Origin of the sequence: Longimicrobium sp. (assembly GCA_036387335.1) — a bacterium.
Taxonomy (GTDB): Bacteria; Gemmatimonadota; Gemmatimonadetes; order Longimicrobiales; family Longimicrobiaceae; genus Longimicrobium.
Map to the genome: position 1 here is coordinate 1 of DASVTZ010000124.1, position 11,934 is coordinate 11,934.

Annotated in this window: 12 protein-coding genes; 8 read left to right on the forward strand and 4 right to left on the reverse strand. The window is 70.4% G+C overall.

Going from position 1 to position 11,934, the window contains the following annotated elements; genetic code table 11:
• The first annotated feature begins 87 nt into the window (after nt 1–87).
• Nucleotides 88–483 (forward strand): hypothetical protein, encoded by a 396-nt coding sequence (locus VF647_11580; protein HEX8452730.1) that lies wholly within the window; start codon nt 88–90, stop codon nt 481–483.
• Between the two features lie 162 nt (nt 484–645).
• Nucleotides 646–879, forward strand: coding sequence for a hypothetical protein (locus VF647_11585; protein HEX8452731.1), 234 nt, complete (start codon nt 646–648; stop codon nt 877–879).
• A 294-nt stretch (nt 880–1,173) separates the two neighbouring features.
• Here VF647_11585 and VF647_11590 read toward each other — a convergent pair whose 3' ends face one another.
• From VF647_11590 to VF647_11605, 4 genes are all read right to left on the reverse strand, one after another.
• Complete coding sequence (locus VF647_11590) at nt 1,174–2,274, reverse strand: hypothetical protein (GenBank protein ID HEX8452732.1); 1,101 nt, start codon at nt 2,272–2,274, stop codon at nt 1,174–1,176.
• Entirely contained in the window at nt 2,274–3,368 is a 1,095-nt protein-coding gene (locus tag VF647_11595) for a quinone-dependent dihydroorotate dehydrogenase (GenBank protein HEX8452733.1), read from the reverse strand. The genes VF647_11590 and VF647_11595 overlap by 1 nt, the downstream gene beginning before the upstream one ends.
• A gap of 79 nt (nt 3,369–3,447) precedes the next feature.
• Nucleotides 3,448–3,813 (reverse strand): DUF2085 domain-containing protein, encoded by a 366-nt coding sequence (locus VF647_11600; protein HEX8452734.1) that lies wholly within the window; start codon nt 3,811–3,813, stop codon nt 3,448–3,450.
• Nucleotides 3,795–4,310: a hypothetical protein gene (locus VF647_11605; protein HEX8452735.1), complete on the reverse strand. Its 516-nt coding sequence runs from the start codon at nt 4,308–4,310 to the stop codon at nt 3,795–3,797. Before VF647_11605 ends, VF647_11600 begins: the two co-directional genes overlap by 19 nt.
• A 414-nt stretch (nt 4,311–4,724) precedes the next feature.
• Here VF647_11605 and VF647_11610 point away from each other — a divergent pair, with 414 nt between their 5' ends.
• The 6 genes from VF647_11610 to VF647_11635 all read left to right on the forward strand — a co-directional run bounded on the left by VF647_11610 (nt 4,725) and on the right by VF647_11635 (nt 11,673).
• Nucleotides 4,725–5,963, forward strand: a complete 1,239-nt coding sequence (locus tag VF647_11610; protein ID HEX8452736.1) for an acetyl-CoA C-acetyltransferase — start codon at nt 4,725–4,727, stop codon at nt 5,961–5,963.
• Nucleotides 5,964–6,056: 93 nt separating this feature from the next.
• On the forward strand, nt 6,057–6,869 hold the full coding sequence (locus tag VF647_11615) for a hypothetical protein (protein HEX8452737.1): 813 nt from the start codon (nt 6,057–6,059) through the stop codon (nt 6,867–6,869).
• A gap of 283 nt (nt 6,870–7,152) precedes the next feature.
• Entirely contained in the window at nt 7,153–8,037 is an 885-nt protein-coding gene (locus VF647_11620; protein HEX8452738.1) for a 3-hydroxybutyryl-CoA dehydrogenase, read from the forward strand.
• Nucleotides 8,038–8,261: 224 nt separating this feature from the next.
• On the forward strand, nt 8,262–9,488 hold the full coding sequence (locus VF647_11625) for a hypothetical protein (protein HEX8452739.1): 1,227 nt from the start codon (nt 8,262–8,264) through the stop codon (nt 9,486–9,488).
• A 1-nt stretch (nt 9,489) separates the two neighbouring features.
• Nucleotides 9,490–11,178 (forward strand): N-acetylmuramoyl-L-alanine amidase, encoded by a 1,689-nt coding sequence (locus VF647_11630; GenBank protein ID HEX8452740.1) that lies wholly within the window; start codon nt 9,490–9,492, stop codon nt 11,176–11,178.
• 90 nt (nt 11,179–11,268) lie between these two features.
• Nucleotides 11,269–11,673, forward strand: coding sequence for a hypothetical protein (locus tag VF647_11635; GenBank protein ID HEX8452741.1), 405 nt, complete (start codon nt 11,269–11,271; stop codon nt 11,671–11,673).
• Nucleotides 11,674–11,934: the final 261 nt, after the last annotated feature.

Genomic DNA, 11,934 nt, shown 5'->3' on the forward strand with positions numbered 1-11,934 from the left:
GAAGTGCGTGAGTGCGTAAGTGCGTGAGTGCGTTGGGACCGAGCGCACTTACGCACTCACGCACTTCTTTACCAGGATCAGACCCCAATGCGAGTCCTCTACGCCGTGCTCTGCGAGCATGCTGACGAGCGCCCGGACGGGCGCATCGACATCGAAGGGATCTTTCACCAGCTCTACGCTCCCGGCTTCCCGGCGCAGCAGGACCGCGTCACGCTCGCCGTCGTGATCGAGTGGGACGCGGGGGAGCGGGGGGACGTGCACTTCTCCATCGAGATGCTGGATCCGTCGCGCACACCCGCGCTCAGCATCGGCGGGCACACGGAGGTCAGCGGGCAGCAGCTGGACCAGGGCCCGCCGCAGACGCGCATCCTGATGCCGATCGACCGCATCGTCTTTCCGGCGGAGGGCACCTACCTGTTCGAGCTCGTCGTCGGCGAGGAGCGGCAGGTGATCGCGCCGCTGCACCTGATCCGGAACGGCTGAGGGCCCTCACCCCGTCTCGTTACACTCGACTGCCCCCTCTCCCGATAACAGGAGAGGGCTGTGCCCTCCTGTCATCGAGAGAGGGGGCGTGGCTGGCGGGCCCGGTCCGTGCATGTGGGGCGCCAAACATTTGCGGTTCGGCCTCAGATCGGGAGGGTACGCATGGCGATGATCGACGAGCTGGTGCAGCAGATCAGCGAGCGGACGGGGATTCCGCGGGACAAGGCCGAGATGGCGGCGCGCACCGCCATCGAGTTCCTCGACGGGCGGCTTCCCGCGCCCGTCGGCGGCAACCTTGGCCGGCTGATCGGCGAGGGCGGCGGGGGCGGCGGCAGCGGCATGCCGGACCTCGGGAAGCTCGGCGGCGGCCTGGGCGGGATGTTCGGGGGGAAGTAGGGGCCGGCGACTGAAGTCGCTGCAACAACAGCACAAAGTCCGCCTTCGCGGACTCGGGGGCGAGGCCGAAACGCCTCGCCCCTTTTCCGTTCCCACGAACCATCCAAACGCACGAGACCGCTTCAGCGGTCTTCCCGTGGTTTCAGCCGGGGGATTCATCCCCCGGCGATGCGGACCCCGGCGATGCGGACCCCGGCGATGCGGCCCCGGTGCGCGCCTCCGAAACCTGCGAAGGCAGGTTTCCCGCCGTTGTTGCAGCGGTTTCAACCGCCGGGGAGGTTCCCCCCGGCCCCCTCACACCGAGTACAGCGCCCGGTTCAGCAGCCGCACGAACGTCAGCGTCTCTCGCGCACGGGCGAGGGGGCGCAGGCCGCCGGCACCCGCGGAGTGCGAGAACAGGCCGGTGATGGTGCAGGAGGCGTCCAGCTGCGGCGGGAGCGCGGCGGTCAGGCGGAGCGATTCGGTAAAGGGGATCAGCCGGTCCTCGCGGCCGTGGCTCAGCGTGATCTTTCCGTGCAGGGCGGGGAAGTACGGCCGCGGGTCCACGCGCGGGTCGTGGCGGACCGCGCCCTCGGCGAAGGCGGCGGCAAGGCGGCGCGCACCCTCCAGGTCATCGAGCGGCGTGCCGGACGGAGGCGCGAGGAGGTCCCACACCGGCAGCTCGTCGCCGGAGAGGGTGGCGCGGAGCTCGTCCTTGAGCACGTCGTACTCGGGCTCCCAGGCGAATGCGCCTCGCCGCCCCGCCTCCACCGCGAGCGCGAGGGCGGCATCCTGCACGCGCTGCATGTGCTCGTATCCGGGCGCGAGCGTGAGGTAGTTCCCCGCCAGCACCCAGCGGCCGTACGGGTCGGGGTCCATCCGGTAGTCGACGCCCTCCCACTCGTGCTCGCCGGTGAAGATGGCGCGGATCATCCGCTCCGGGTCGCAGAAGCCGCCGAAGCCCACCACCGCCTTCAGCGCGTCCGCCAGACGCGGGTCGGCGGCGGCGATGAGGGCCTGCGTGGCGCCGAAGGAGAAGCCGATCACCCCCACGCCGCCCGCCTGCACGCGCGAATGCCCGGCAAGGTGCAGCGCCCCCGCCGCCAGCGTCTCGCGCGCGGCGCCGATGTCCAGCTTCAGCGCGCGCCACGATGGTACGTCCGGTACCAGCACCACCGCGCCGGACGAGGCTAGCGAGCGCACGAAGCGGGTCATCGCCAGGTGGCGGCGCCCCGGCACGGTCAGGCCGTGCAGCACCACCCATCCGGGAGCGCGCGCCGGGCGATCGGGCAGGTACAGCGTCGCCTCGCGCACCTCGCCCGCGACGGTGACGGTCGTCTCCTCCTCGCGGAACGCGCCCGCGCCGCCGCGCAGGTAGGCCTGGAGAAAGCGCGCGGTTCTCGGGCGGACCGGCATCAGCGGTGCGCGAGGCCCACGGCCTCGTCGATGGAGCGGAGGCCGTCGCGCTCCAGGTACGCGGAGAGGCCGCGGTTGATGTCGCGCGCGATCCCCGGACCACGGTAGATGAACCCGGTCCACACCTGCACCAGCGACGCGCCGGCCAGGATCATCTTCCATGCATCCACCGCGTCGAAGATCCCGCCCACGCCCACGATGGGGAGCCGCCCGCCCGTCCCGTAGTAGATGCGCGCCACCACCGAGCGCGCCCGCGCCCTCACCGGCGCACCGCTCACCCCGCCCGCGCCCAGCGCCTCCACGCGCGGCGTGCGCAGCCCGTCGCGCGACACGGTGGTGTTGGTGGCGATGATCCCCGCGATCCCCTCCTCCAGCGCGATCCCGGCGACCTCGTCCACCTGCAGATCGGTGAGGTCGGGAGCGATCTTGAGGAGGATGGGCCGCGCGGTGGCGCCTCGGGCACGGGCGCGCTCCTCGCCGCGGGTACGCAGGGCGCGCAGGAGCTCGCGCAGCGGACCCGCGTCCTGGAGCGTGCGCAGCCCCGGCGTGTTCGGCGAGCTGACGTTGACGGCGACGTAGCGCGCGAACGGCTCCAGCAGGTCGAAGCTGCGCAGGTAGTCCGCGGTGGCATCCTCCAGCGCCGCAGCCTTGCTCTTGCCGATGTTGATGCCCAGCACCGGCTCCGCGCGGGTGCGCGCGAGACGGGCGGAAACGGCATCGGCGCCGGGGTTGTTGAACCCCATCCGGTTGAGGAGCGCCTCGTCTTCGGGGAGCCGGAAGAGGCGCGGCTGCGGGTTTCCGGGCTGCGCCAGCGCCGTGACCGTCCCCACCTCCACGTGCCCGAACCCCAGTGCTCCCAGCGCGTTGAACGATTCCGCCGACTTGTCGAACCCCGCCGCCAGCCCCACCGGGTTGGGGAAGCGGATCCCGAAGCGCTCCACCTCCAGCCGCGGGTCGCGCACGGCGTACATCGCCCGCGCCGCATCGCGCGCCGGTGCCGTGGCGAGCGCCGCGTTCAGCGCCGTGACGCCCACGTGGTGCGCCCGCTCGGCCGGCAGGTTGAAGAGGAGCGGCCGCAGGAGGTCGTAGATCATTCGCTCGGCTGGTGAGAACTGAAAACGGGCCCGGACCCTCCGCACATGCGAGGTCCGGGCCCGTTCGATCGTGGAGGTGTCAGGAGATGATCAGGGCGAGCACCGCCGCGGGGCCCACCAGCCCCGCCGCCAACCCGGTCACGAGTCTCAGCCGATTCGTCGACGCGCGCCACCCCGCGAGCTGACTCCCTCCATCAATTGCCAGGAGCACCATCGCTGCGCACGCGGCGGGGACCAGGACCCCGGCCCCGAGCGGCACCGCCAGCGGCGACAGCACGCCCCCCACGAGCAGCCCCGTGCACCGCGCACAAACGCCGAACTGCCGCCCGCGCACAAAGAACGAGCGCTCGCATCGGCGGTGGCAGTGCCAGAGCGCGAGGTACGGGTTGGCGACGAACAGGCGCGTGACGAGCGCCTTCCCCGCCCTCAGAGCGGCTCCCTGCAATTCTTGCACGTCGCCCGGCTGGAGCTGTTGATGTAGCCGCAGTTGAGACACGTCCCGTCGTACGCTGCGAGCAGGGGAAGCGCTGGAAGCGGTGGCGGCGTCGCGTTGCCGTTCGGCTGGACCGGCCGCGAGCAGGTAACGCTGACCACCCCCTCCGTGCGCCCCGCGAGGAAGCCCAACGGCAGGCAGATGAGCGCGAGGCAGCACGCCTGCTCGCCCTTCATGTGCCCCGGCAGCAGCGTCTCGCTCTCCACCTTCCACCCGTTCGCCGCGGCGCGCGCGAGGGCCTCGTTCTTCTGCTTCTGCCCCGCGAAGGTGTTGGGGAACTGCGCCGTCTGATACTCCAGCTGCATCGGCGGCGGACCGGGCTCGGACGCCACGCGTGCCGGTGCCGCGACCCCCGCGGGCGGCGGCTCTGGCGCGACCCACGAACCGCAGTGCTTGCACAGCTTCGCCTCGTCGAGGATCTCTTCGGCGCAGAACGGGCAGCGTTTCATCGCAGGAATCGGTGGGTGAGCTGGACAGACTGGCGAGTAAACTCGCGGCAACAACAGCACAAAGTCCGCCTTCGCGGACTCGCGGGCGAGATCGTGGCCACTAGACCGCTTCAGCGGTCTTCGCGTGGTTCCAGCCGGGGGATTCATCCCCCGGTTGTCCGTGCACCGGCGCCCGCCCCCGGCGCCCGCCCGCGCCATGTTCGCCCCGGCGCCCGCCCCCGGCGCCCGGCCCCGGCGTCGGCCCCGGTCCGCCGCGGCGCGCCCGCACCACGCACACAAAATAATGCGCACACCCGCTTTACGGGAGCGCCGGCCGCGCCACGGCCGTACCCGGGGCATGGCTTGCGACGCACCCCGCGGCGCGGGCATATTGTCGTGCTCCGTAGCGACCGCACCTCATAGGAAGTGAGCACAATGGCAACCCAGGGCAAAGACACCGAAGTCGTGTTCCTTTCCGCCGCCCGCACCGGAATGGGTACGTTCGGCGGCTCTCTCAAAGACTTCTCCGCGACCGACCTCGGCGTGTTCGCCGCGAAGGCGGCGCTGGAGCGGGGCGGCGTACCGGCGGAGGAGGTCGGCCACGTCGTCTTCGGCAACGCGCTGCAGACCTCGTCGGACGCCATCTACCTCGCGCGCCACATCGGCCTGCGCGCCGGGCTGCCGCAGGACACCCCCGCGCTGACGCTGAACCGGCTGTGCGGATCGGGCTTCCAGGCGATCATCTCGGGCGCCATGGAGATCATGCTGGGCGAGGCCGAGGTCGCGCTGTGCGGCGGCACCGAGTCGATGAGCCAGGCGCCGCACGTCATCCGCGGCGCGCGGTGGGGCGAGCAGCGGCTGGGGCCGGTGGGCAAGCTGTACGAGGACTCGCTGTGGGAGGCGCTCACCGACACCTTCGCCGGCTGCTCGATGGCGGTGACGGCCGAGAACCTGGCCGACCACTACGGCATCACGCGCCAGCAGGTGGACGAGTACGCGCACCGCAGCCAGCAGCTCGCCAAGGTGGCGTGCGAGCAGAACCGCTTCGACAGCGAGATCGTCCCCATCACGCTCAAGAGCCGCAAGGGCGAGACGGAGTTCCGCTGCGACGAGCACATGCGTCCCGAGACGACGATGGAGATGCTCGGCAAGCTGAAGCCGTACTTCAAGGAGGGCGGCACCGTCACCGCCGGCAACGCATCCGGCATCGGCGACGGCGGCGCGGCGGTGCTGATCGCGTCCGAGGAATACGCGCGGCGCAACAGCCTGCAGCCCATCGGCCGCCTGGTGTCGTGGGGGATCGCCGGCGTGGACCCGAAGCACATGGGGATCGGCCCGGCGCCCGCCTCGCGCCTCGCCCTCAAGCGCGGCGACATGAGCCTGGACCAGATGGACCTGGTTGAGATCAACGAGGCGTTCGCGTCGCAGTACTGCGCGGTCGAAAAGGAGCTCGGCCTGGACCGCGAGCGCACCAACGTCTCGGGCGGCGCCATCGCCATGAGCCACCCGCTGGGGATGAGCGGCGCGCGCATCACGGTGCACCTCCTCCACGAGCTGCGGCGCCAGGGGAAGCGCTTCGGCCTGGGCAGCGCCTGCATCGGCGGCGGCCAGGGAATCGCGGTGGTGGTGGAGGCGTTCCCGGCCGCCGCGGAAGCGGCGATCGCGGCGGATTGAAGAACGGAAGTGCGTGAGTGCGTAAGTGCGTGAGTGCGTTTTGATCCAGCGCACTTACGCACTAACGCACTAACGCACCCTGACGACGAGCCGATGCCCGATCACCTCCCCGCCAAACCATCCCCCGAGCCCACCGGCCTCCGGCGCGTCTCCAGCCAGGAGCTGGAGGCGGTGATCCGGCGCGCCACGGAGCTGCAGTTCGCCCGCGGCGACGCGGAGGAGGGGCTGCCGGAGGCGGAGGTGATGCGGATCGGGAAGGAGCTGGGGCTGGAGCCGGCGCACGTCCGCCGCGCCATCGCGGAGGTGCGCGGGCTGCCGCGGGAGCAGAAGGGGATGATGGTGAGCGTCATGGGGCCGGACACCGTCCGCGCCTCGCGCACGATCCGCCGTCCCGCAGCGCCGCTCGGGATGTCGCTGGAGGAGTACCTGGTGAAGTGCGAGTTCATGGTGGTGCAGCGCCGCTTTCCGGACCGCACGCGGTACGTGCGCGGCACCGGGATCGGCGCATCGCTGGGCCGCGCGGCCGCCAAGATGGGCTCGCGCGCCGCCACGCTCGACCTCAAGACGGTGGACGTGCACGTCTCGCCGCTGGACGAGGACTCGGCGTTCGTGGAGGTCTCCGTCCCGCTCGGCGCCATGCGCACGGGGCTGACGGTGGGCGGGGTGGTCGGCGGAGGCGGGGGCGGCGCCGCCATCGGCACCGCGCTGGCGATGATGGGGCCGGACCCGACGATCCTGCTCGGCTTCCCCATCTTCGGCGCCGCCATGCTCCTGGCGCGCGGCATCTACCGCGGCGTCGCGGGGAGCGTGCAGGACCGCCTCGAAGCCTTTCTCGACCGAGTCGAGCACGGAGAGCTCCCCAAGCCAGCGCAGAAACCGGATTGGCGGCGGCAGCTCGGAATCTAACAGCAGTGCGTGAGTGCGTGAGTGCGTGAGTGCGTGAGTGCGTTGAAACGTCTGTGGGGTGGAGGATGGCGTGACTGGGCGGTCCCTCGGCACGCGCAGTAGATCCTTCGCTCCGCGCCAGGGGGTGGAGACGGGGAAAGGTCGGTGAGGCGCGTCGCTCAGGATGACAGATTATGGGTGGCGCACTAACGCACTAACGCACTAACGCACTAACGCACTAACGCACTAACGCACTTCAGTTCCTAACCAACCACTACACGATCACCAACAAGGGAGTCGCCGGATGGCCGAGATCAAGCGCGTCGGGGTTCTGGGGTGCGGGCTGATGGGGAGCGGGATCGCCCAGGTGTGCGCCGCGGCCGGGTACGAGACGCTCGTCCGCGAAGTGTCCGACGAGGTGTGCGAGCGCGGGATCGGCGGCATCTCGAAGCAGCTCGGGAAGTCGGTCGAAAAGGGGAAGCTGGCCGCCGAGGACCGCGACGCCATCGTCGGGCGGCTGCGCGGCACCACGAAGCTGGAGGACCTCGCGCAGTGCGACATCATCATCGAGGCCGTGGTGGAGGACCTCGAGCTCAAGAACCAGATGTGGAAGACGCTGGACGAGGTGTGCGGCCCGGAGACGATCTTCGCCTCCAACACCTCCTCGCTCACCATCGCGGACATGGCCGCCGCCACGAAGCGTCCCGAGCGGATGGTGGGGCTGCACTTCTTCAACCCCGTCCCCGTCATGAAGCTGGTGGAGGTGGTGAAGACCATCGCCACCGACCCAGCCGTCTTCCAGACCGCGTTCGACTTCGCCGCGTCGCTGGGCAAGGAGCCGATCGTCTGCAAGGACAACTCGGGCTTCGTCGTCAACCTCCTCCTGGTGCCGTACATGATGGACGCCATCCGCGCGCTTGAGCAGGGCGTGGCGACCATCGAGGACATCGACAAGGGGATGAAGCTGGGCACCGGCTACCCGATGGGCCCCTTCATCCTCTCCGACTTCGTGGGCCTCGACACGCTCGACAAGATCGGCGACATCATGTACAAGGAGTACAAGGAGAAGCGCTACGCATCTCCCCCGCTCCTCAAGCGCATGATCTCGCTCGGCTACTTCGGGCGTAAGACGGGGAAGGGCTTCTACGACTACAGCGGCGCCGAGCCGGTGGCGATGAAGCTGGTCTGAGACCGGCGCTCCGCACGACGACGCGAAAATAGAGGGCCCGGCGAAAGCGCTTCGCCGGGCCCTCGCGCCGTCTCCCCGGGTATTCCGTGGCAGAAACGGGAAATCGTTCGCGGTTGTCCATCCAATCCTCTGGCGCCGCGGTGCGTACGAGAGTCTTGATTCATGGCTTTTGGCGCCACATCCTGTAGATCCCGCAGTGCTCCCTCCATCGCGAGGAACTCCCCATGTTCGGCTCCACCATCCTCGACGTCGCAGTCGGCATCATCTTCGTGTACATCCTGGTCAGCATCATCTGCTCGGCGATCCGCGAGGGGATCGAGTCGGTGCTCAAAACGCGCGCGGCGCACCTCGAGCACGGCATCCGCGTGCTGCTGGCCGACCGCGGAGGGAACGGTCTCGCGAGGGACCTGTTCAACCATCCGCTCGTGGCCGTGCTGTACGAGAATGACTACGACACCGCGCGGATCGCGCGCGACGGACAGGCGCGGCCGTGGGCGCTGGCGCGCGGGGGCAAGATGCCGTCGTACATCCCTTCGCGCAGCTTCGCCGTAGCGCTCATGGACCTGGCGGTGCGCGGGCGCGAGATCACTCCGGAGAACAGCTCCGGCGGGGGGCCGGTCATCTCGCTGCAATCGCTCCGCGACAGTGTCGGGACCTTGCAGAACGAAAAGGTCCAGCGCGCACTGCTCACCGCCATCGACTCGGCGCAGGGTGACCTGAACCACGTGCAGGCCAACCTGGAGGCGTGGTACGACAGCTCGATGGACCGCGTCTCCGGCTGGTACAAGCGGTCCACACACTTCGTCCTTTTTTTTATCGGCCTCTTCATCGCGGTCGCGCTGAACATCGACACAACCGCGATCGCGCGGCACCTGTACCGTGACACCGGGGCGCGGGACGCCGCGGTGGCTGCCGCGGGGGCGGTGAATGATGCCGGGACGATCGAGGGCATCGGCTACGAGCAGGCGCGTGCCGAGCTGAACGCACTTCAGCTCCCCATCGGATGGTCGAGGCGGGAAATCCCGCCGCGTGGGCCCGATCCGGTCAAGAATTTCTGGGTGTGGTGGGTCGTGCCCGTGATGGGATGGTTGATGACGGCGTTCGCCGCCACCATGGGCGCACCCTTCTGGTTCGACATCCTGAACAAGGTGATGGTGATCCGCTCCACCGTGAAGCCGAACGAGAAGAGCCCGAACGAGGGCTCCGAAGACCGCAAGAACGACAAGCTTCCAACCGCGGGGTCGGACGGGACGCCGCCCCAGGCTCCCCCCGCGGCACCCGCGCTCCCATCGGGTGCCGCCGCGGCCGTCGGCTCCGGCGCGTCGGCGGCGTTGCTGGCATCCGGTGGCGCGGCGCACGGCGCGGACGACGACCTGGACGGCTGCGGCGCGGTGGTGGACGTGCCCACCTCAGACGAGCAGCTTCCCCCGGCGCACGGAGGCGTGGAGTAACATGCCAAACCAACTGATCTGGCTCCCGCAGGTGCTCCTCGACGCCGGACTCAAGGTGTCGCTGACCAAGGGCTGGGAAGACCGAGGGGTGCCGGGCAAGGAGATGGGAAAGGTGGTCGGCGTGATATGCCACCACACCGCCACCGCGTCTGACGAGAACATGCCCACGCTTGAGCTGCTCAAGAAGGGGCGGGACGACCTCACCGGCCCGCTGGCGCAGCTCGGTCTGGGGCGCGACGGCACCTACTACGTGGTCGCCGCCGGCTTCTGCAACCATGCCGGCGTGGGAGAGTGGAAGGGGACGAAGACGGGGAACCGCAGTTTCATCGGAATCGAGGCGGAGAACCGGGGCACCCACTCGGATCCCTGGCCGGCCGTGCAGATGGACGCGTACGTGCGGGGTGTGGCGGCGATCCTGAAGCACATCGGCACCGGGCCGGAGTTCTGCGTTGCACACCGCGAGTGGGCGCTCCCCGCGGGACGCAAAACCGATCCGGTCTTCGACATGACCAAGTTCCGGGCCGCGGTCGCGCAGGCGATGACCACGGATCCGCCGCCGCTGATCCCGGCCCAGGAGCCGCACAAGGGAGGGCGGCCCACGCTGCGCCGGGGGATGACGCACCCGCTGGTCAAGGTCGTCCAGCAGCGGCTGGGCGTGTCGCCGGCCGGGATCTTCGGGCCGCAGACGGAAGCGGCCGTCCGCCGCTTCCAGCGCGAGCGGAACATGGTGCCGGACGGCATCGTCGGTCCGCAAAGCTGGGCGGCGCTCGACGCCATCGGCGCGCCCACGCCTCCCCCCGCGCCGCCCGCCCCCGCGCCGTCGCATCTCGTGAGCACCCCCCCCGCGCCTCCTCCGCCGGCCCCCGGCGCCGTGCCGCTGAAGGACGCCCTCGCAATTCTGCGCGAGATCACCGGAGTGGGCGCCGGGTGGGGCGGCGACACGACGCTGGCGGTGCAGCGCGCGCTGGGCGCCGTGTACCTCCTCAACCCGTTCGACGACGTGGACGGCGCCGCGGGCCCGCGTACCCAGGCCGCATGGCAACTCTTCCGGAGCGCCGCGGGCCTCCCCTCCAACGCCGCCATCGACGTGACGGGCGCGCGCCGCCTTGCGGATGCCGCGCAGGCGCCGGAAGGGTTCATGGGCAAGCTCGCCGTGGACATTCCGCCCGACTTCGAGTTCCGCCGCACCCAGCGCGCGGCCAACCGGCCGGGGAGCGTGAACGCCATCGCCCGGGTCGCCGCGGCGCACAAGCTCTCCAGGCCGCAGCTTGCGTACGTGCTCGCCACGGCCGAGCACGAGTCCGACCGCTTCGCCACGCTGGAGGAGTACGCCAGCGGCGCGGCGTACGAGGGGCGCTCGGACCTGGGGAACACGCAGCCCGGCGACGGGCGCCGCTTCAAGGGGCGCGGCTACGTGCAGCTCACCGGGCGCAACAACTACCGTCAGTACGCGAAGCGATCCGGCATCCACCTGGAGCTGCTTCCGCCGGTGCTCATGAACTGGCCCGCGCTCTCGGCGTGGGTGCTGGTGGACGGGATGACGCGCGGTGCGTACACAGGGGCGCCGCTGGACCGGTACGTGAACGCCAACCAGCGCGACTTCCGCAACGCCCGGCGGGTGGTGAACGGCCTGGACAAGGCGGACAAGATCGCCGCGCAGGCGGAGGCGTGGCTGAAGGATCTCCCCTGATTGAAACCCAGGGGCCTTGACGGAGGTACCACAGGCGCCGGAACTCCGCACGGGGTCCGGCGCCCCGCATTTTCCACGAGGAGCGAATCGATGAAGGTCTGGAAAACGCTGGCCCTGGCGCTGACCGTCTCCGCCTGCGCCACCACGCCGGTCGGGACGCAGGTGCGCGCCGGGCTGGACGAGGAGTTCCGCCTGCGCGCCGGCCAGGCCGCGCTGGTGGGCGACGACGGGCTGCGCGTGGGCTTCGTGCGTGTCACCGAGGACCAGCGCTGCCCGATCAACGCGCGCTGCATCCGCGCGGGCTATGCGCGGGTCGAGGTACAGCTGAGCGCCCCGCGCACCACCGCCCAACGCGCCATCCTCTCCACCCCCGACGAGCCCAAGGGCGCATCGTTCGGCGCCTACGAGATCGAGGTGCTGGACGTGCAGCCCGGCCGCGAGATCGGCAAGCCGGTGCCGAGGTACGAGGCGGTGCTGCGGGTGCGGCGGCGGTAGAGGGCCCTCACCCCCGCTCGTTCCTCGCTGCCCCCTCTCCCGATAACCGGAGAGGGCTGCGCCCTCGCCGTTATCGAGAGAGGGGGCCGCCCTCTGCGTTCCTCGACCTCCGCCCCGCGCACCGGCGCCGGTAGGGGCAGACCTGCGTGTCTGCCCACCGTTTGCGTTTCTCGAACCACGCCTCCCGCACCGCCGCGGCCCGCGCCTTGAAGGAACGCATCACCGGTCCCTCACGCACGCAAACCGCAAACGCCGGGCGCC

Coding starts and splice junctions, on each gene's coding strand:
- VF647_11580 (HEX8452730.1), top strand. CDS start 88: ATGCGAGTCCTCTACGCCGTGCTCTGCGAGCATGCTGACGAGCGCCCG.
- VF647_11585 (HEX8452731.1), top strand. CDS start 646: ATGGCGATGATCGACGAGCTGGTGCAGCAGATCAGCGAGCGGACGGGG.
- VF647_11590 (HEX8452732.1), bottom strand. CDS start 2,274: ATGCCGGTCCGCCCGAGAACCGCGCGCTTTCTCCAGGCCTACCTGCGC.
- VF647_11595 (HEX8452733.1), bottom strand. CDS start 3,368: ATGATCTACGACCTCCTGCGGCCGCTCCTCTTCAACCTGCCGGCCGAG.
- VF647_11605 (HEX8452735.1), bottom strand. CDS start 4,310: ATGAAACGCTGCCCGTTCTGCGCCGAAGAGATCCTCGACGAGGCGAAG.
- VF647_11610 (HEX8452736.1), top strand. CDS start 4,725: ATGGCAACCCAGGGCAAAGACACCGAAGTCGTGTTCCTTTCCGCCGCC.
- VF647_11615 (HEX8452737.1), top strand. CDS start 6,057: ATGCCCGATCACCTCCCCGCCAAACCATCCCCCGAGCCCACCGGCCTC.
- VF647_11620 (HEX8452738.1), top strand. CDS start 7,153: ATGGCCGAGATCAAGCGCGTCGGGGTTCTGGGGTGCGGGCTGATGGGG.
- VF647_11625 (HEX8452739.1), top strand. CDS start 8,262: ATGTTCGGCTCCACCATCCTCGACGTCGCAGTCGGCATCATCTTCGTG.
- VF647_11630 (HEX8452740.1), top strand. CDS start 9,490: ATGCCAAACCAACTGATCTGGCTCCCGCAGGTGCTCCTCGACGCCGGA.
- VF647_11635 (HEX8452741.1), top strand. CDS start 11,269: ATGAAGGTCTGGAAAACGCTGGCCCTGGCGCTGACCGTCTCCGCCTGC.